The 19,750-nt window shown below is 63.7% G+C and carries 15 protein-coding genes and 1 pseudogene; 3 read left to right on the forward strand and 13 right to left on the reverse strand.

Annotated features, from left to right (window positions below; genetic code table 11):
• Positions 1 to 307: pseudogene (locus MJ777_RS16735) on the reverse strand (phosphate ABC transporter permease subunit PstC); the annotation flags it as partial.
• 158 nt (positions 308 to 465) lie between these two features.
• Positions 466 to 1,572, reverse strand: coding sequence for a phosphate ABC transporter substrate-binding protein PstS (pstS, locus tag MJ777_RS16740; protein ID WP_239348067.1), 1,107 nt, complete (start codon positions 1,570 to 1,572; stop codon positions 466 to 468).
• A gap of 589 nt (positions 1,573 to 2,161) precedes the next feature.
• On the opposite strand from pstS, the gene MJ777_RS16745 reads away from it, so the two are divergent.
• On the forward strand, positions 2,162 to 2,641 hold the full coding sequence (locus tag MJ777_RS16745; RefSeq protein WP_239377099.1) for a hypothetical protein: 480 nt from the start codon (positions 2,162 to 2,164) through the stop codon (positions 2,639 to 2,641).
• Positions 2,642 to 2,662: 21 nt separating this feature from the next.
• Here the strand turns inward: MJ777_RS16745 and MJ777_RS16750 are convergent, their stop codons facing one another.
• From MJ777_RS16750 to MJ777_RS16775, 6 genes are all read right to left on the reverse strand, one after another.
• A complete protein-coding gene (locus MJ777_RS16750; protein ID WP_239348069.1) occupies positions 2,663 to 3,034 on the reverse strand; it encodes a hypothetical protein in 372 nt (123 codons plus the stop codon).
• Between the two features lie 776 nt (positions 3,035 to 3,810).
• Positions 3,811 to 4,656, reverse strand: coding sequence for an SAF domain-containing protein (locus tag MJ777_RS16755; protein ID WP_239377106.1), 846 nt, complete (start codon positions 4,654 to 4,656; stop codon positions 3,811 to 3,813).
• 205 nt (positions 4,657 to 4,861) lie between these two features.
• A complete protein-coding gene (locus MJ777_RS16760) occupies positions 4,862 to 5,263 on the reverse strand; it encodes an FmdB family zinc ribbon protein (protein ID WP_239308258.1) in 402 nt (133 codons plus the stop codon).
• 329 nt (positions 5,264 to 5,592) lie between these two features.
• Positions 5,593 to 6,240 carry a 5-formyltetrahydrofolate cyclo-ligase gene (locus MJ777_RS16765; RefSeq protein ID WP_239377100.1) on the reverse strand — a complete coding sequence of 216 codons (648 nt, stop codon included), beginning with the start codon at positions 6,238 to 6,240 and terminating at the stop codon, positions 5,593 to 5,595.
• Between the two features lies 1 nt (position 6,241).
• A complete protein-coding gene (locus tag MJ777_RS16770; protein WP_239308260.1) occupies positions 6,242 to 6,385 on the reverse strand; it encodes a hypothetical protein in 144 nt (47 codons plus the stop codon).
• A gap of 115 nt (positions 6,386 to 6,500) precedes the next feature.
• On the reverse strand, positions 6,501 to 6,812 hold the full coding sequence (locus MJ777_RS16775) for a hypothetical protein (RefSeq protein WP_239308261.1): 312 nt from the start codon (positions 6,810 to 6,812) through the stop codon (positions 6,501 to 6,503).
• Between the two features lie 85 nt (positions 6,813 to 6,897).
• On the opposite strand from MJ777_RS16775, the gene MJ777_RS16780 reads away from it, so the two are divergent.
• The gene (locus MJ777_RS16780) at positions 6,898 to 7,116 is read left to right on the forward strand and encodes a hypothetical protein (RefSeq protein WP_239308262.1); all 219 of its coding nucleotides are present in this window, start codon (positions 6,898 to 6,900) and stop codon (positions 7,114 to 7,116) included.
• A gap of 735 nt (positions 7,117 to 7,851) precedes the next feature.
• Here MJ777_RS16780 and MJ777_RS16785 read toward each other — a convergent pair.
• Complete coding sequence (locus MJ777_RS16785) at positions 7,852 to 8,268, reverse strand: BlaI/MecI/CopY family transcriptional regulator (RefSeq protein WP_255724097.1); 417 nt, start codon at positions 8,266 to 8,268, stop codon at positions 7,852 to 7,854.
• 1,343 nt (positions 8,269 to 9,611) lie between these two features.
• Entirely contained in the window at positions 9,612 to 10,157 is a 546-nt protein-coding gene (locus MJ777_RS16790; RefSeq protein WP_239348072.1) for a class IV adenylate cyclase, read from the reverse strand.
• Positions 10,158 to 11,403: 1,246 nt separating this feature from the next.
• On the opposite strand from MJ777_RS16790, the gene MJ777_RS16795 reads away from it, so the two are divergent.
• Positions 11,404 to 12,981 (forward strand): right-handed parallel beta-helix repeat-containing protein, encoded by a 1,578-nt coding sequence (locus MJ777_RS16795; protein WP_239377101.1) that lies wholly within the window; start codon positions 11,404 to 11,406, stop codon positions 12,979 to 12,981.
• Positions 12,982 to 13,326: 345 nt separating this feature from the next.
• Here MJ777_RS16795 and MJ777_RS16800 read toward each other — a convergent pair whose 3' ends face one another.
• The 3 genes from MJ777_RS16800 to MJ777_RS16810 all read right to left on the reverse strand — a co-directional run bounded on the left by MJ777_RS16800 (position 13,327) and on the right by MJ777_RS16810 (position 19,162).
• Complete coding sequence (locus MJ777_RS16800) at positions 13,327 to 15,186, reverse strand: choline/carnitine O-acyltransferase (RefSeq protein WP_239348075.1); 1,860 nt, start codon at positions 15,184 to 15,186, stop codon at positions 13,327 to 13,329.
• 476 nt (positions 15,187 to 15,662) lie between these two features.
• Entirely contained in the window at positions 15,663 to 16,532 is an 870-nt protein-coding gene (locus tag MJ777_RS16805; protein WP_239311081.1) for an arpA protein, read from the reverse strand.
• A gap of 797 nt (positions 16,533 to 17,329) precedes the next feature.
• Positions 17,330 to 19,162, reverse strand: a complete 1,833-nt coding sequence (locus tag MJ777_RS16810) for a polyketide synthase (protein ID WP_239311080.1) — start codon at positions 19,160 to 19,162, stop codon at positions 17,330 to 17,332.
• Between the last annotated feature and the right edge of the window lie 588 nt (positions 19,163 to 19,750).

The following is a 19,750-nucleotide window of genomic DNA, read 5'->3' on the forward strand; positions in this document are numbered from 1 at the left end:
GCACCGTACCGAACAGCAGTGCCGCGATTCCGAAGACCGGCGGAGATGCGTTGGGAAACCATTCGGTCGTGGTGAAGAAGTTCCCGGTGTTGGCCTGCAGCGCGCTCGTGGCCTCAATCACCAGGAAAGCCGCGATCGCCGCGATAAGGACAAGCAGGCCGATGCCGGCCGCGCGGGTCACGTTCTTGAAGATGAGGTCCGCGGGGCTGACCCGCGCATGCGCGCTGCCGCTGACGGGTTTTTTGAGCGCTGGTGGCCCGTTGCCTCTCGGTGAACCCGCGCCCTGGCCATCCGATTCACTGCTCATAATGCCTCTCAACAGGTGGTGGCCGGTGTGCCCGCCCGGTCGGCCGCCGGGTGCGCGAAATCTCTCTCGCGCGCCTGGCGGCCCTTGGAGCCAGCCGTGGTGGGCACACCGGCGGTCGTCCGGTCAGGATCCGTCGCTCCGGCCGGCGGGGAGAATGGCTATGAGATGGTCGCCACGACCGAGCTCACCTTGCTGGCGAGATCAGTGGGAAGCGGAGCATAACCGAGATCGGCGATAGCAGCCTGGCCATTCGTGGAGGATGTGTAGGTCAGGAAGGACTTCACCAGGGTGGCCTGACTCGCGGCCAGCCCCTGCGTGCAGGTGATCTCGTAAGTGACAAGGTAGATCGGGTAGGCACCAGGCGTGGTCGCCGTGTAGTCGAAGGTCAGCTTCAGGTCAGGCGCCGGAGCGACCTTCGCTGTGCTCACGCCCTTGGAGGTGGCCTCGGTACTGACCGCCACATACTCACCAGCACCATTTTTGATCTTTGCTGTCGAAAGGCTCGCGTTTTCCGCGAAGGAGAGCTCGACGTAACCGATGGCGCCAGCGGTCGCCTTCACGGTCGCGGTCACCCCGTCGCTGCCCTTGGAGCCCTGGCCGCCCGGAGCCTTCCAGTCCGAGCCCGAAGCGAACGTCCAGTCGCTCGCGGCGGCACCGGCCAGGTACTTGGTGAGGTTGTCCGTGGTGCCCGAACCATCCGAACGGTGCACCGAGACGATCGTCGTGCTCGGCAGCGTCAGGCCGGGATTGTCGGCCGCGATCACCGGGTCATTCCATTTGGTGATCGCACCAGAATAGATCTTCGCCAAGGTCGCGGCGGAGAGCTGTAGATCTTTCACGCCAGCGAGATTGTAGATCACCGCGACCGGCCCGGCGACCATGGGGAGGTTGACGAGCTGCCCGCCAGTGCAACGCTTGGCCGCGCTGGTCGCCTGGTCACCACTGATCGCTGAATCCGAGCCGGCAAAATCGATCTTTCCATCCACGAACGCCTGCTTACCAGCGGCAGAGCCGACAGCCTGGTAATTGATCGTAGATCCGGAACAGGCGGTCTGGTACTTCTTGACCCACTCGTCCATCGCGTTCTTCTGCGCGGTCGAGCCCGAGGCAACGATCGACCCTGTTGCGCAGGAGATCGCGCCCGTGGCAGTGCCCGCCGTCGAGCTCGGCGATGCCGTGTTGTTGTCGGAACCGCAGGCGGCCACCCCCAGCACCGCCGACATCGCAAGGCCCATGACCGCGACCTGACGCTTCCCTATATTCACAAGCGACCCTTCGTCTTCAGCGCAATAGCGCCGTTCTGTCCGCCCCCAGACTGGGGTGCCGGCAAGAATCGAAGCGATTCAACATGAACGAAAGATGAACGGAAGCGAACATAAATCAGGCGGGAATCGAAACAGATCGGGGGCCCAGGACGGATTCACACGGATTCGTCACGCCGGGTACGGCCAACTATCCTACACCCGCCAGGTCGGTCGACGCACATTCGATCACTTCTCGATCTGCCGGCATGCCGCCCGGCGCGATCTCATTTTTGCAGCTAAAGATCGAATTCTGGCAACCAGAGCCCGCGCCTCGCCGCGGAGCCACGCTGCCCGCGTCCAACGAGAATCACGGTCTACGGCGTGTTGCGGAAGTCGTCGTTCGACCAGGGAGCCGCCTCCATGCGGTTCCCTGGCAAGGCCACAGGCCACAGGCCACAGGCCACGCCGATACCGGATGCGTGGTATCGGTGCGGCCGAGAACGCGTCCAAGCGCGGCCGAGGAGGCGGCGAGCTCACGAACAGCAGCCGCGCTGAAAACTCCCCGTCCGCCGGGATGGACCCGACCAGCACCCCCGGCGAATCTATCTCCATGAACAAAAGAACCGCACCACCCGGACCGGAAACCGGCGGGCCAGTAACGATCACCAAACACATCGACGGCACACGGATCAGTGTCAGCGTCAGTACCCAGCCAGGGATGGGCACAGAGCCATGCGCGCTCCTGCTCCGCCTGCTGCCGTCACTCCTTGACGTCCTCTTCCGCGCCTACCTGGCATCCGCCGAAGCATGTCAACCCGCCAGCGCCCTCACGGACGCGGCCATCATGACGGTGGACGACGGTGTTCAGGCGTGCATACCGGCAGCCGAGCATCTGATACACGCGCACTCACACCGGGCCGAACAGCGAGAGCATTCGGTCACGGTCTGCGAAGGAAGTACCGTATCCGATCTTTGTTGGATACTCAATGAGCTACCGGCCCACGCTCGTCTCGTTGACTTCGCCAGCGATACTGATGTCACGCTCGTCTTTCACGCCGACAGCGTTGCCTTGGCCACCGACCATGACTGACAGGCCCCACTCTGGGCCCGATCAGATCGGTGCCCGCTGTAGTTCCAGATCAGCGCGACTCTCACACCAGTAGGGGCCTTCGTCCTCCACCACATCCGTCATGATCACATGATGGCGTCCGACGTGTCCCTCGGGGAGCAGGCAGGTCAGTCCATCCGCTCGGCATCCTGGCGCGGTAACCGTTGTAGGTGTGGCCCATATCAGCCATGCCTCCTGATTGCCCCAGCCCTGAAGAACAGCCATGTGATTATCGGGATGCCCGGCCTCAAGCGCGCACGTGACCTCGTCCGCTACCTCGTAAGCGGCCCCCGGGATGCCGTCAAACCGGCTGATGACCTCGTCGGGCACACGCTGCCACACACCACAGGCACCATCGTCGATGGAGATGCCCATCGTCGTCCCCTCCCCGCAAATACACAGAGATCCAAACTGCCTCACCGCGGCTCGATTCCACCTGAGTGGACCGGCCATGTCACGGAAGATTGCTCCAGGACCGGTCTGGTGCACTCAGGTCGACTAGGGCGTGCCTGATGGATGTTGGTCGGTGTGGGCGATGATCCAGAAGGTGGCCTGCAAGGCGGAGGAGGTCCGGATAGTGATGTTCTATCCGGACCGACGACAACGCAGCAAGCCACCTCCTGGGCATTGATCCGCACGATCAAAGATCCATCAGGCATGCCCTAGCTCCGATACAAGCACGCACGACCCGGAGCTCGCACACCGGGTAGGAACTTTCTGTTTTGTCTCGACTCCAAAAAATAATCAGTCTTATAATCCTCCCGATTATTATTAATCGTCACAATCAGATCGAAAATATTCCTATAAAGCCCCCAGGGCTACCTCGATTACAGCTGCTTCCTACGGCCTGCCTCGGAAGTCATCGTTCGATCAGGAAGCCGGACAGCTGACTTTCGAAATACGCCCTTAGAGCGCTCCGGCAATAGGGGTGTGGATCAAGGAGTGGGGCTGGGGTGCATGCATCGCGAGGCGGCGGAGGCAGGCACCGGAGGTGTTGGGTGGCGACCGACGAGCCGGGGTACCCGTGCATCGCGCAGCGATGGACGGGGAGCGATGACGCGAGGTGCGCGCCCCAACCCCGCGACACCGCGTCCCCTCTTGCCGGTCGCTCTAAGTGGTCGGCGACGCCATGCCTTCTCTTGTCGATCTCTTTAAGGAAGCACTCGCCCACGAATAGTTACCGACAGCCGAGCGTGTACTGCCGCACCCGCGACCACGGTGGCAACCCGTGGTGTCGCGGCAATAATGATCAATGCGCCGTCGGTTGACCCCGCATTACCTTCTCCCAGCTCACGAGGACGCGGAAGCGCCAAAACGGTGACGTCGGACGCAACCACTGTCGCGCTGCCGGCTTCGGCGCCCGACGCTGTCGATGTATCGCCAGTGGGTGCTGGGAGCGCCATTGGCATAGCCCCATCCCGTGGTGTAGCCCCATCCCGTGGTGTAGCCCCATCCAGCGGCATGGCCCCATCGCGCGATCTTGTTTCTGCAACCTCCGCTGTGGTGGATGCCGCAAGCACATCCACCCGATCACCCACACGCAGGAACACGACGGATCCAGCATCAGTGATCCGTACTGGCGTCGCGACCAGGCCATAAGCACTCTGCCGCTGGGTGAGCAGCCCGGGGCCGAGAAAGCGCGCGTCGGTGATCGTCTCACCACGACCGACCGGTGCGGCCAGCGTACGACCAACGGCATCCTCGGGCTGCCGGGCAGCGCCCGCTGGCACCGCTTCCGTTGGCAAAGACACGATCCGGATGTCGGTTGGGGCAATAACCACTCCACCGTCCAGCTCGACCGCCGCCACGACCACCGCTGTGCCGGGCAGCGGACGGCTGGAGCGCAGCGCGCCAGTGGCAAGGAGCAGGGTCAGAGCAGCGCAAAGACCCGCGAGAACCCGCCGCCGGGCCCCAACCGCGAGCCGCCAGGCACGGACCTCCCCGATGCGCGCCGGTATGCGTCCGGCAAGCCACATCGCGACCTCCAGGATCCTCACGAACAAACGAGAAGATCACGTTAGCCACCGAACGGGAAACCGTCATGGCCGGAGCACACGCTGTGGACAAAGCATCGCTCACCCACGCTCGAGGCCGCGCCCTGTGGAAAAACCGACTCCGGCCACGATCTCGAAACAGTCGCTCTCGCGGAGAGCTGTTACCAGTGCCCCGGGCTCCCGCAGGAGCCCGGGGAGCCCGCATCGATCAAGCCGCAGCTGTACTCGAGCCGCCGGACGAACTGGACGAGCTGCCTGAACTAGACGATGACGCCGTGCTTGCGGAGGTCGACGAGCTTGCGGCGCTCGACGTCGCGTCCACCGAACCGCCCCCTGCGGGCGTACCAGCCCCAACGGTTTCCTTGCCGGACGTATCAGCGCCAGCTTCCTTGCTGACCTTTTCCTTCGCCCGGTCTCGGGCTCCACCGCCACCGGATCGGCTGTCGGTCTTGTAGAAACCGGCACCCTTGAACACGACGCCGACCGAGCTGAACACCCTGCGCAGTTTGCCGCCACAGGCCGGGCACTCGGTCAGCGCCGCATCGTTGAAACTCTGCACAACTTCAAGATCATTATCGCACGCGGTGCAGCGGTACTCGTAGCGCGGCACGGACTCCTCCCAGGAGTTAGCACTCGACTTCGATGACTGCCAACTCTAACCCGAGATGATAGCGGCGCGTCGGAGACCACCCCCAGAGCATGGATCCGAGCCGGCTGTCCGCCTCAGAGCGTGTGTGAGATCGTCATTCCGGCTCGCCGCCTCCAGACGCCCCCTGGCCGTGTTGTCGGCCACACCGAGACAACTCATCCGGTATCGCTTCGGCCTGCCGCCTTGCCAGGGGGCGCCTGGACGCGGCTCACTGATCGAAAGCCCGATCTCACACACGCTCTCAGTGCTGGCGATCATAAAAATGATCGCCAGCTTACACACCAGACGTGCTACCGCATGTCCGCCAAGACCCCGGACGCCCCGCAACGTACGGTGGCATGCGGCGCGACGATGACATGAACGCCCACGTCATGCGATTCAGTCGGAACATGGGCAACCAATTCACGATCATGAACTATCGCCACAATCAGCGCATCCGTTCTCACGCGCCGTAACGCCCGATCGTAAGATCCGCCGCCACGCCCAAGACGCCCTCCACGCACATCAGCCGCCAGCGCCGGAACAACGATGACATCCACTTGGGAAAGATCAACGACCTTCGCGCCGAGTGGCGGCTCGCGAGTTCCAAAAGCGCCCGCGATCAGTGATCCACTGTACTCCCGGAAGTCCAGATCAAGATCGGGTCGCATGGACGGCAGCAGGATACCCACTCCCCGAGCCCGCAGCTGAACGAGAAGTCCGCCAGTCTCTGGCTCACCAGGCAGACTCACATACGCGGCCACCCAACGGGCCGTGGCCACCTCCGGGAGGGCGAGCACCCGGCGGGTCAACAAAGCGGACGTGCGCCCGCCCATCGAAGCCACCGGCGGCGAGCCGCTCAATCCAAGATTTTTATCTGCGGTCCGGCTGGCGCGGGCCGCCAGCAGACGCGCCCGCAGCTCCGCCTTCGCCTCGTTGCGAGTCCAGTCCGCGGGCATATCAGAAAGCGTCGCGGTCGAGATGATGGGGCGGACGCTCGGCCCGCAGCCGCTCGATGTCGGTGCCCACACCCTCCTCAGGCACGTCCTGGTCATCGCCCCAACCGATGTCACGGTCGTCGTCGGACCGTGCCTCGTCCCACATGAGCGTTTTCCTCCCTGCTTCGGAAGCCTCCGCCATCCTGTCCGGCCCTGCGGGCGCGGCTGGCCCAGCAGCGGGTTCACGGGTCCAACGTCCCGCTCCCTTGCCGATGCCGCGATCACGCCTCGGCCTGTCCAGATCCGCCCGTCGGTAGACCGGGATCCCCCACAGCATTGACGACCGACGCAATCGCGCCCGCGACCGCGTCCAACGCATCGCGCACACCTGCCGAGTATGCCTCGAATTCACCGCCTGACCTGCGCATTCCCTTCTCTGTCAGAAGTTCGGGCACGACATCGATCGCGGCCCGCACAGCGCAACGATAGCGGGCTACCGAGAGCGGCGGATCCCCATGCGGGTCTTGATCATATGCCTCGTCGCGATCCAGCATCGCCCGAACCACGTCGCGGCGAGTTACCGGTACCACCATCTGTATCCTCCCGGAGAATTTGCTGTTCAGCAAAACAAACCATAGCGGCGTACTTGGCAGCCAGCAAAGCCGTTACGCTGTTCGCGTGGACGACGGTGAACGTCTGGTCGGCATCGGGGACATAGCCTTCCAGCTAAAGATCACGCGCCAGGCGGTTGACTACTGGACGCGCAGGGACCCACAGTTCCCCACCCCCCTGCAGGTCATCAACGCGCCTACCGCGAGCTCCAAAGGCACCCGCGTGTGGCGCAAACGCGATGTCGACGCGTGGATCGTCGAGTACTACCGGCGGCGGAGGACCTAACGGCCAAAGACAACATGATCATAGTTCTTTTCACCTGGCCGGCGCCCCTCGAGGGGCGCCGGGAGGCCCGTATGGGCCGGATCAACGTCGCCAATCTGACAGCAGCCTCGGAGTAGGCCGCCACCGTTCATTTCACGCACCCAACGGACTTCGGGGAACGGCGACGTCGATCTTCGTGCTGCCCGACAATGCATATGCACTTGCACCTGCAATCGCAACCACGGATTCGAGTGGCTGCGGCCGCGGCGCCGGGTACCACTAACGGGCCACGCCAGATCCAGGCCCGCCCACTCCGCTCGGCCGACGATGCCCTGTTGATCAAATCTGTCGAAGGAAATTTCGATAACCTAGTATCTTTAGTAAGTTTACTGGCAAACGGAAATGGCACTGGCATCAGAGCCGGAAATCCTCGCGTAGCTCCGAGCCGGGAATCCTCGGCCAGGACACATCCGTAGATCCATAATAATTACACTCCGCAACAATCATCGACCGTGACTTCGTGGACTGTAAGGATCTGGGCCACGGTGCCGCGATGTTGACTTCCAGCGATGGGCAGCCGAAGCCCTCAGCCCGATCCAAAGATCATCTATCTCGGCAACTGATGGCAGGACAGCTTTGACCGCTAGCCCCGATCTTGCCGATGGACGTATAACGATCTTCGATGGCAGGACCCTCCCGGGATCTCTCCCACCCGTGCCCCCCATCGCGGGTCACCGATGTGAGCGCCCGTTGTCATCAGCCCACGGCACCACGATCAGCGGGGTGCTGCTCAGCGGCATCCTGCTCAGGGGAAGCGCCGCCGGCCGCTTCGAGCAGGACTCGCAAGAGCCGTACCTGCCGGGATGAAAGACCGGCCACAAAGTGACGCAGGGCTGTGTCCTGGTCCGTGACCTGGCCCAACAACGCGAGCATTCGTGCGGAGGCGTACTCCTCCTGACATCGGGTCGTACGGTACATCCACACCCGTCTGACACGTACCCGTTCGACATGCCCCTTGGTGATAAGGCGGCCGAGCGTGGTGGCTACTGTGCTGTGCGCGAGTCCTCCACCCAGCATCTGCTGAATAGCGCCGGTACTCACGGGCGTCCGCGCAGCCCATAGCGCCGCCAGGACAGCTCCTTCAAGTTCGCCTGGTTGGCGGCGGGCCGTCACACCGACGGTATCACGCGTCCGATCGGTCGATGTCTGGTCGGTCTTTTTCTGGCCGGCCGCCGCCCAATCCGTATTGTCGTGACGATGTCCGGACCATGGGCCAAGAGTGGTCAACAAGGGCCATCCTCGGGGGCTCGAATGACTGCGGAGCTGAAGGGCCGTCCGTGGCGTGAGTCGCGACGATGCCCCATTCAGCCTGCTGGACGTGAAAGAAAGCGGACCGGAGCCCGATCAGGCCCGCCAATCCCGCTGGAAAAACCAGACAGAGATGTGTTGGCGGGAACAGAAAGCCGGTGCGAAGCGACAGACGGTCTCCTGGTCGGCAGCGTGGCGCAACCGGCGTCGGTGAGTCACCGATCTCGGCCTCAGTGACCATGAAGAACCCTGTCGGGAACCCAGCATGACCGCGCGGAAATTCCGATTGAAGCTTATTCGATCATGACTCGTCTCGCGCGCCGGGAAACCCCGGCCACCGGCTGGCACATACCTATCTCGGCGGCCCCCGCCGGACCATGGCATAGCGCAGGACCCAGCCCCGCACGTGGCCACCGAAGCTGGCCACGCCGGCCAGTTGGACCGCTTGGCGGTTGTGGGCTGGTACACCTTCCCAGCCAGGGGGCAGGCCGGGGGAAAACATCGAAAGCACGCTGTGCAGAACCCTGGTCGCAAGCGTCACAATAAGATCGGAAAACCGCCGGAAGCGACGCGGAAACTGCCCGGAACGACTGAGGGAGCAGCGGGAATGGTCGTCTGACCGGCTGCTTGCGAGAGCCTGCTCCACCGGCGCGGCAGCCACGCGGACGGGGGCCCCGATCATGCTTGAAAACGAATCTCGGACAGGTTCCGGCACGCCGCCGACGACAGACCGGATACGGAGCGTCCAGCTCGACAGGACGACAGCATGCCCCATTCGTCCGCCACGAGCCTATCCATTCGGACATGGCTTCGCGACATGTGCTGTAGCCCGCCCGTCTGTAGTCACGTGTGCCCGAACATCGGCGCCCCATCCGCTCGATGAGCAGTTTATGCATGAGGGACGGATCGACGCATACGCAATTGGGCGGAAGCTACTGTGGTTACTCCCTCAGAGTGAAACCGATCCGACCGCCCAGCCCAGCACGGAGCAAGGCGATACACATCAAGGCCCAAGCGGGCAGACTCATGCGCAGCGCACATGATAAGCCGCTCAGGGCGACGGAGCCGGACCGTCTCACTACTCTACGAAGATCAACAAGAGATTCGTTCACGGCGTCACGTAGTCAGGCCATCCAGCCGCCGGTACCAGTGCCGCGTTTGAAGTCAGCACCGAGCCCGCGGGAAACTTTCCGCCGCCAGCGACGAAATCATGCTACCCGTAGCTGCGCGGTCCGCACCAGCGCATCACAGGTCTCCTCCGTACGCGCCACATCAACGCACAGAGAAGTCACGAATACATTCAAGGCCTCCTGGACGGCAACCACCGACTCATGGGCGGGCACGGGACAGTCAAGCTCCAGGAACATACCCAGCTTGTCGAGTTCATCGACGCAGAGTGACACGTTCCCCAGCTGTGCCATCCGCCGGGTCTTGGCCACCCGTACCGTCGGGCAGAAACCCATGTTCAGGATCGCCTGATGCATCTGGTCACGATCAGCGACCTCGGTCTCATATGCATCACACGCCTGGGCATTAACAGTCGGCCGTCGCAACGCGAAAAAATGACGGTTGTTTATCGTGCGGAGGCGCGGGAAGGCCACGCCCAGCCGGCTGTCTTCAAACGTCCAGCGATCGGGAGCATACGCCTGGTCATCCTGAAAGAACGGCTCGCCCAGCTCGACGCCTCGCGCCTTGAGGGCCAAGAGGAGCGCCTCCCTGTCTCTCACATGGAACTTGACCTTAACCTCGCGCACACAAGCCTCCCCATCGTCTGTCCCGCCATCCCCCCGACGCGACAGCCTGGCACATAACCGGACGACCAGAAGTGACACCCACCGCCAAAGCTATAGAGTTAGTCAGACGTCGGACTCCGACGGAGTGGTCATAGCCACATCTTTCTGGCGCGCATCTGGGCCAGTCAACACGGCATCGACCCTCAGCTGACAACCAGCAACAGTGAGCACACGTTCCACCCTTCCATCCGGCGGCGGTGCATTGGTTCGAGAGCCACTTGCTTCCGTCCTGGGAGGCTCGCTCCATCCCCGGCCGCCGTGTCCTGCCATCCCGTGCTGGTTGCGACGGAGCGCCATGTCACAAACATGTTGCACGCGTGATGCGCGAAAATGCCACTACCGCCACCAAGCGCCGGAGCGGAGCGCCCCGGCCGCCCGCGCGGCGGGAGCACGGACGAGTGGCCTGCCGGCCGCGAGAGCGAAACCACCAACAACCGGATGGTGCTCGATCCGCTGCCTTCGGGCAACTCCAGCGCCCTGACGAAACCGGCCCGGCGGATCGCCGTCCGCCGCGGCGTGGCCCCACGTCGCACTGATCGTGATCGTGGACCGGTAACAACAGAAATATTGCCTGTGGCGACGGCTCGCGCGCCACAGTTGTCCACAAAAAATGACGCATTTATTACGGTTTGTAATATTTTCGACCATTTTTCGTTCGACGACACCGCCGCGCACCCATAGCTGCCGAGCCGCGGATCACCCGCCGACAGCGCCAGCCAATACCACTGAAGGAATTTCTGGCACGCTGACGTAGATACCTCGAATTTTCGGCATCCAACCTCGGCTGAGAACACCCGACAAGCGGGAAGACAGATCAAGAAAAAAGGTTGGGGTGCGTGCATCGCGAGGCGGCGCGGGGAGTCGCTGGATGTGGTGGGTGGCGACCGATGAGCCGGGGTACCCGGGCATCGCGCGGCGATGGACGAGAAGCGACCGATGGGGAGCAATGACGCGAGCTGGATGCTCCGCATCCCCTGTTGCCGGGCGCTCATACCCGACAGGACTATCCGGCAGAGTCCTGTCGGGCCTCGACGGCATACCACGGACCCTTCGCCGACCTTTGTGATCATTATCACCACACACCACAAAGCCCCGGAAGGGGACCGCCGACGATCAATGGACAACCAGTCGGTCAAGATCGCCCATAAAGACCCCGGTATGCTCCGGTACAGATCAGTTGCGGACATCGCATCACGAGGAGTAGCGGATGGGACCTGCCTCAACGGACGGTCGCGCCCGCGACGGCTCTGACAACGACACCACCGCCAGGGGCGCTGGCGACAGCACTGGCACTGGCACTGAAACCACTGTCATGCCCCGGCCCGTGAGAGACCGCCAAGGCTTCCACGCAATGATGACCGGGCGGCGCCGGCTGTGGCTACCGATCGGTGGTGGGATCGCGGTTGTCGTCGTCATCCTTCTCCTCTTGTTCCTCCTGCTGGGCGGCGGAGGCGGTTCGTCGGCGCCTGTTGCCGGCGCAACCGGGCACACGCCCACCACAGGCTTGGGCCCCTCCGCCGGCACCCATGACCGCTGGGTGCTTGTCGCCGACGCACACCCGCTGGACGGGCAGTCCGTGCCGGCCGGTGTAGATGTTACTCTGAGTCCGGGAACGGACACTCTTGACAAGGTCGAACGGGTCAAGTTCTCGCTCGACGGCAACACGCTGCTCGACGACCGGGACGCGCCGTTCACACTCCACCTCGATGCCGTTGCGGCCGGAAAACACACGCTGACCGCCCGGGTCCGCACCAACAGCGACACCATCGAGGTGACGGCCACCTTCACCGCCACCGGGGATGGATCGGCATCGGCCACCCCGTCCGCGGCCGCCGCGCCTGCTGCGGTGGTACCACCCGCCGTGCTGGCTGAAATACCAACCGCCCCAGCACCACTGCGGACAGTAACGGCATCCACCGCCGATCAGCTGACCGCCGCGCTCGCGGCGGCCCAGCCAGGAGACCTCATCCAACTCGCGGACGGCCAGTACACAGGCCACTTCGTGGGCAACCGGGCAGCGAACGCGAAGGCTCCGATCACTGTGCGTGGCTCACGTAATGCGGTGATCGACGGCGGGTCGATCAGCGAAGGCTACGGTTTCCATCTCGACAAGGCCGACTACTGGCGGCTGGAGGGTTTCACCATCCAGAACGGCCAGAAGGGAGTGATGACCGACCAGACCCACGGCGCGGTCATCACCGGCCTGCTCGTGCGCAACGTTGGCGACGAGGGCATCCACCTACGGAACTTCTCCACCGACAACTTCGTCGTCGGATGCACCGTGAACGGTACCGGTCGCAAGGAGCGCGGGTTCGGCGAGGGCATCTATATCGGCACGGCGAAGTCGAACTGGGAGCGTTTCAGCGGCGGGAAGCCGGACAACTCCGACCGTAATCAGATCATCGGTAACACCATCAGCGGGATCACCGCCGAGGCCGTCGACATCAAGGAAGCCACAACCGGCGGGGTCCTGAGCAACAACACTTTCGACGGATCAACCATCACCGGGGCGAACTCCGCGGACTCCTGGGTGGACGTGAAAGGCAACAACTGGCGTATTGAGGGCAACATCGGCGTCAACAGCCCGAAGGATGGCATCCAGACTCATGTGATCATCGACGGCTGGGGTACGGGGAACATCATCACCGGAAACAAGCTGGATGTCCGCGGCCCCGGTTACGGAGTCAGCATCGACAAACCGAACAAGACCCAAAATATCGTCTCCTGCAGCAATACTGTCACCGCGGCGGCCAGCGGCCCGTTCAACGTAACCTGCTCGCGGTGAGCTGCCCCTGTCCATCGAGACCTGACGCCGTGCGAGAATCGCACCGACTCGCATAGGACAGCACTGCCAAAAATGTGGCGCAGCGGCCCCGGGCCGGCCCTGGGCCTTGGGGCCGAGGAGCCGCAGCCGCTCACCGAGCCACCATACTGCCCAGATTTTTCAGTCATGAACACCACGGCGACGGAAACAGGCCCGTGGGCAGCGAACAGCGTGCGGATGTGACCGCACCGCAGAGGCTTACGGGGGCTGTGGGCATCCCGGGTGTGGCACCTCAGGCGGGCCACGCGTCCGCAGCTCGGCGACCTCGCCGTGCTCGGCCCCGTGACCCGCGGGAGAGAAAAAATATCAGGATCCGCTCTGTGACGCCCCGTGGAGCTCCAGTTTCTCGCTGGCAAGCAGCTCCTGTAGTTCACGCACTGCTTCCCGAAGGCAGTCGGCAAAGACGGTCATCTCGTCAGCTACCGAAAGCGGCGTGCTCAGATAGAGGTTGAAACTGTCAGGAAGCAGGACGTAAGCGATGCCGATACACCGGCTGCTCGTCGATCCGAAACCGAGGTACTGGACGTTCGCAGAGGGCACGGAGCTCGTACTCAGGTAATCGTCCCGCATCTTGAGCCAGCCTGGAGTTTCGTACAGAGCGAGCGGCTCGGTCACCCCCAGCTCCTCGCCGCGCCGTTTCTGAATAAGCTGCAGCTCCCACAGGTGTTGCTCGGGCGCCTGCCCCGCCTGGCACTCCTTCGCGCGTTCCACATGCTTTTCGGCGGCCGCCCGAAACGCTGCCCTGCGGGCCGCCGCGGCCATGTCTGGGTCATCCATCGTCGCTACGAACCGCATCACCTCGGGCGTGACAACGCGCATCGCCTCCGTACGCCCGTACTGGTACTGTCTCGTGGCGATCGACTCGTAGGTGGTGCCCACCACTCCTTTGGCACGTTTGTGGGCCAGTTGAAAGGCCAGCTGTACGAACGCATCAGGTGACATCCGTAGCTCTTTGGCCCGGTTGGCACCGAAATCGCCGAACGACAGGATGGCTGTGGCGGTGTCGGCCCTATAGGCCGCGAACGACGCGGCGGCGGCCCGTACGTCGGCCCGCAGGTCGTCGTCCAGCACGAACTCAACAGGAACGACGCTCGGCACCCCCCGGGCCTCGGCCTCGGCGCCGGCCGCCAGACGCTCCTCGGCCGCCGCGCCCACAAGCGCGTCGACGAAATTGAGGACCGTAGTTCCGTCCAGGCTGCAATGCTCCACGTTGATACCTGCCGTACCGTCCTCAAAGACGATTAGTGATACGGCCTTGTCGAACCACCGATTACCGCTGTCACCGTGCAGCAGCTGGTCACACGCCATCAAGGGGTCCTTGGGTGCGAAGTCCTCCAGACACATGCAGAACAGCGCGCTCTCTATCGTCTCAAACACGTCCGCGTTGCCGGGATGACAGGCGAGCAATGCCTGTCGACTGGCTGCCCACTCGGCCCGAGCCTTGGTGGTGAGATGCCCGACCGGCTCCTCCCACGCGGGCCGCGTCGCCGCGGCCTTTATGATTGTGTGCAGCCCCGCCACGAGATCGTCAAATATGTAGGGCCGGCCGTCCGGACCGATCACGTCCAGGCGAAACATGTTGCCGCGGAAGAACACCATGATATGGCGCGCCCGCGACGGGCCCGGCCACTGTTCGCTGTAGGGCGCGCGGACGGCATCCTGTACAGGTCCAGGTATTCGCGTCGTGGAGAACAGAAACTTGTTCTGCTCCATCGAAAGCGGCTGCCCCCGCTGGACGATCGGCGCGATGAGCTCCTCGTCGAGCCGCATCTTGTAGTCGACAGCCGCGGCAATGAGCCCAGCCGCCCGGTCCACCTGCTGTTGGGGAGAAGCCTTGAACAAAAAAAAGAAGTTCGCGTTGAGGGCTATACGGTCGCGACGGCCCAGATACCGGGACGACCAGAATGTGTCGAGCCAGCTGTGCACGCCGTCGCTGGAGTTGTACTGCTCGAGTGCCGCGTGCAGCTTGTGGCCGGGACCGTCCGGTCGGCGGAAGGAGGCGGCCGCCGCCTCCGTAGCCGCCAGTTCGGCTGCGGTCAGCAGCGGCGCGCACCAGGCCAGAAATCTCTCGCAACTGGCATCTAACGTGGGCAGTGGTACTCGCGGCAGACGCTCTTCATTGCCAAAAGTTCGGGTGGACCACTCTTGACCGTTGTGCACACTCATCCTCGACCTCGGTGATGTTGGGGGAGCTGGACGACTGCATGTTCGGTGCGATAGCTACAGCTTGCGTAAATTTTTCGTGTCGCATGGCCGAGAGATGTAGAATTGCGCGTAGAGCCAGCCGTCGGCTTCCGGACCGGGCGGATTCACACCGATGGCCGACGGCCGTGTCCAGAACGAGCGCCTGCCCCTCCGGGGAGGCGAACCGCCGCTGTTTGAACACGCCTTCAAGGTGGACGCGGCGGATGCGGCCCGCCACCGACGCTTAAAAGGGGCCCGGCAATAAGACCGTCTGGCTCGCGCCGCCCAGGCGGCGCCTCGCATCGTCGCTCCCCATCCATCGCCGCGCGCGATGCACGGGTACCCCGGCTCATCGGCCGACGCCCAACACAGGGCACCTCCCCGCGCCTCCCCGCGCCGCCTCGCGATGCACGCACCCGAACCCCGCTCCCTGATCCACGCTCCTGTTGCCGGGCGCTCTAATCCAGTAGCTGATCGACCCGCACCGCGCGTCCCGCGGCCGCCAGGTGCTGAGGCAGTACCCGGCCGAAAAGCTGCCTGGTCCGTGCCACGCTGCCCACGACGCCGGAACGTTCGCTATACGCAAAGATCGCTGAATGACGAGCTGTCTCACCGCGCACGGAACTCACCCGATGCATCGAATAACGGCCCTTGAACAACTGAAGATCCCCTGGCCGCAACGAGAGGCTGCGGATCAGCTGCTCACCGCCGCCGGTCAGCACAGCTCGAACGTCAGCAAAATTTTCCGATTGTACGGACCTGATGTCCGGACAGTACTCGAACACGCCGCCGGCCTGCGGCTCCTGCGTGAGCAGGCTCACTGCGAACTCGTTTGTGTCGAAATGCCACGGGTGCTCCATTCCCGGCATAACGATGTTGAGACACAAGCCAGCCAAGGAGTCCGCAAGCTCGTAGAGACAGGACATGCCGAAACAGCTGGCAATAAAGTGCTGAAACAGCTCATTGGCATAGAGCTGATGGATGATAAAATTCTCCGGGATTCGATCGCGTGCCACAAACGCATTGCCACGCCGCATCGTGACGCGCCCCGGATGATCTTCTGGTAGGGATGCGTCGGGCGTGATGTTGTAGGCGTTGACCGTTTCGACACCGTAATACGCCAGCGGAGCGATCGTAGCGCATTCCAGGCGTAGTTCATCACATCGGGAAGACCGAATAAAGTTCGGCAGTACACTGCATCCAGAATTTTGGAGTTCGCTCCGGACCCGGGAGACCAAATATTCCCAGTCAGTACCCGTCGGCGCCGACAAAGGATAGCGGGCGGTGTCAACCAGCTGCCCGACCAGCCCAGCGTCTGATGTTCTCACAGGGAACCCCTCCACCTACCGGACGCATCGTCCCAGACCGGGACTTCCCAACCGGCTCGGCGATCCCTACACTCAAGGATCACGCCACCTCGCCTACCCGACTCGTACGCTGTCAAGGCCAACGCCTCCCGCGCACGGACCACGCCCACGACACCTTCCCGTCCCTCTTACGAATCTTGTAAACATTTGGCATGTTAGCATGACTAATTCATCACTGTGAAATATTTTGTGACATGCGACACTAGCGAGATCCCAACAAGATTGGCGCTGGTATCCAGCTGACGTCCACCGCGCTTCAGCAGACCCGCGGGCTATGCGAGGCGACGTGTACAACTGGTGTGAACCGGGTAACCGCGCGGGGCGCTCCAGCATCCCCCGGGAATAGCCGGCTCCGGGCCTTCCATGCAAAACGACGGCAGCCCGTCGACGGGCCCCACGGCGAAGGCCCACGGCGCGGGCCGATCCGAACCAGCGACGGACAGAAGCACACATCAAGCAAGCGGCCGCCCGGCCACAGGCCACAGGCCACAGAGGTACCAGAAGTTGGCGCGGCTGCTAGAACCTCCAAAGCAGCAGCGGCCGCCCGCGTCGATGGACACTACCCACCGCGGCATCCACCTCAGAAGTACCCAGCGCCCCCGGCAACAGAGGATGCAGATCAAGAAATGGGGCTGGGGCACACACCCCGCGTTATCGCTCCCCAGCCAGCGCCGCGCGATGCACACACCCCAGCCCCACCTCTTGATCCACGCCTCTGAACTCCGCTACACCCGTTACCGAAAGCTCTTTGTAGTGGTCTATCTCAGGATGGGGCCGGCCCCCTCATGGCCGTGAAGCCGCCCGGCCTCCTCGGGCCAGCAGCGCCTGCGGTCAAAGGGGTATGGGACCAGCGTGGTACGCCGGGGACGATCGGTACCCGGCCACAGAGAGTTCCAGTCCACAGTCTCACCGGCCAGCCATCGGCTGGCCAACGCGGCGGTGCCGGCATCCAGAGCAAGGTTTTCCAGCCGGGCCCGGGACGCGGCGTCGGTGGAGAGCAAAGAGAGCGGATGCGGTTCGTTCTCGGACACGGCCTTGGCCGCCTCGACGAACTGCGTTGGTCCATGCACCACCAGCAGCGCACGCCGCGGCAGTTGCGCGCGGCCGATCTGCAGTGTCCAGACTACGGACGCGAACTCCGGCGGTGGGACTTCCACGCCGCCGGGGTCGGATGAGCCCTGGCAGACGAGATCGGCGAGGGCAGCGGCGAGGCGGTGCAGGCTCCAGGCGGTCCGGGTGCTGATCGGGACGAGATATGGGCCGTGCCATGTGATCGACGGGGAGGGCAGCGGCGGGGGTTCTTCGATCAGTACGTGGGCGTTGGCTCCGCCGAATCCGAACGCGTTGATCCCGATGCGTCGAGTGGAGCCGTCTGGCCAGGGCAGGGATGTACGCGCGATGTCGATCGGGTGTCGGTCCACGGGGATATCCGGGTGCAGGGTGGCGACCCCCGGGGTGAGCGGGATGGTGCGGTGACGCAGGACCAGAATGGCCTTGGCGAGCCCCGCCGCACCCGAGGACCCCTCAAGATGGCCGATGTTGGCTTTGACGGATCCCATCCAGAGCCTGCCCTGCGGCCCGGACGCGGTCGCGCCCGTACCCGGTTGTGCCGACTCACGCAGGAGGCGCACAAGCGCCTGCACTTCGACGGGGTCGCCCTTTGAGGTTCCGGCGGCGTGCGCCTCGATATAACCGAGCGCCGATGGCTCCAGATCAGCCTGGGCCAGTGTTCTGCGCACGAGTTCAACCTGGGAATCGGGATCCGGCCGGGTCAGGCCCCCGCGGCGGCCATCGTGGTTGAGCACGGCGCCGCGGATGACCGCCAGAACTGGATCGCCGTCAGTGATCGCTTTGTCCAGCAGTTTCAGCGCGAAGCAGAAGGCCCCCTCGCCGCGGACGTAGCCGTCCGCCGATTCGCTGAAGCAGGAGACGACGCCGCTGCGCGACAGGGCTCCTGCCGCTCGCATGACGGCATGCATGTGCCCGTGCATGAGCACATTCGGACCGCCAGCGAGCGCCATCCGGAATTCGTGGGCACGCAGCCCGGACACCGCCTGGCTGATCGCGGTCAGACCGCCAGCGCAGGCGGTGTCAAGGGTGATGCTGGGACCGCGCAGGTCGAATTGCTGGGAGATCCGGTTCGAGACGAACGTGAGCAGTAGCCCCACCGCGCTGCAACGGTCGATCGCGTGTCGGCCGGTCATCCGGTCGCGCATGTCCGCGCTGGTGGTCGAGATGAATACAGCGACCTCCTGCCCGGCTATCGAGCCGGGGCAGATACCGGCTGATTCCAGCGTGTGCCAGACGGCTTCCAGCATGAGCCGCTGTTGGGGGTCCATCCAGGCCGCCATATGCGGGGCGATGCCGAACAGAGCGGGTTCGAACCGATCGAGGTCCTCCAGGCAGGACAGGACCGGCGCAGCCGCCCGCGCCGGGTCGGCCACGTAGTCGTAAAGGCGGCCCGGCGGAGCCGGGTGCATCGTCTGTCCACCGGTACGCAGCAGCCGCCAGAAGGCTTCAGCACCATCAGCCCGGGGCGCTCGCGCGGCCATGCCGATGACGGCCACCGGGGCCAGGGAATGTGAGGTCATGGGCGTCTTTCCCTTCACCGCTCGTACCGCTGCGCTGCGGAAACGCGGGTCGCGTGGACCGAGAGCAGGTCAGTGCACACGTCTCGTCCACGTGCTTCTCATCAGGTTCGCTCAGGACTCGTCCGGCCGGTTCGTCCGGACGCTGCCGGTCGGATGCCATGGGAACAAGCCGAGCTTGCGATTCGTATAAAACATTGATTCATATAAAGTGTTGACCGAAATATCGGCGTCAAGCTCTTCATGCAACGCACAAGCACAGCGAACTCAACCGCGAGGATGAAGCCAGGACCTACGCCGAGAAAAGCGTGTCCATGGCCGTCTCCGCCGGTTCCGTAAAAAATATCCTGACCAAGATCCGAACAGTCCCGTCTTCGGTGATTTCGTTGACCTTGACCCCTGTGGACGTTCAGCTCATGTTCGGACCATCGAAGCATACCGTGACATTCGGGCACAGAATACGAAATACGAAATGTCGAAGCATCCGCGCGCGGGGCAGACCAGTGTCGCGGCCAGCCGCGGGCCGGGCTTCTTCGGCGGGGCGACCAGCTCGAGCTCACCAGCCGTGTACTGGCGGACCAGGTTAGAGCG

The organism is Protofrankia sp. Cj5 (assembly GCF_917627405.1).
In the GTDB taxonomy this organism is placed as follows: Bacteria; Actinomycetota; Actinomycetes; order Frankiales; family Frankiaceae; genus Protofrankia.

Bases quoted from the DNA above. Each gene is read 5' to 3' on its own strand.
- MJ777_RS16800 (WP_239348075.1), bottom strand. From the start codon at position 15,186: ATGAGTGTGCACAACGGTCAAGAGTGGTCCACCCGAACTTTTGGCAAT.
- MJ777_RS16775 (WP_239308261.1), bottom strand. From the start codon at position 6,812: ATGGTGGTACCGGTAACTCGCCGCGACGTGGTTCGGGCGATGCTGGAT.
- MJ777_RS16745 (WP_239377099.1), top strand. From the start codon at position 2,162: ATGAACAAAAGAACCGCACCACCCGGACCGGAAACCGGCGGGCCAGTA.
- MJ777_RS16770 (WP_239308260.1), bottom strand. From the start codon at position 6,385: ATGTGGGACGAGGCACGGTCCGACGACGACCGTGACATCGGTTGGGGC.
- MJ777_RS16810 (WP_239311080.1), bottom strand. From the start codon at position 19,162: ATGACCTCACATTCCCTGGCCCCGGTGGCCGTCATCGGCATGGCCGCG.
- MJ777_RS16765 (WP_239377100.1), bottom strand. From the start codon at position 6,240: ATGCCCGCGGACTGGACTCGCAACGAGGCGAAGGCGGAGCTGCGGGCG.
- MJ777_RS16795 (WP_239377101.1), top strand. From the start codon at position 11,404: ATGGGACCTGCCTCAACGGACGGTCGCGCCCGCGACGGCTCTGACAAC.
- MJ777_RS16750 (WP_239348069.1), bottom strand. From the start codon at position 3,034: ATGGGCATCTCCATCGACGATGGTGCCTGTGGTGTGTGGCAGCGTGTG.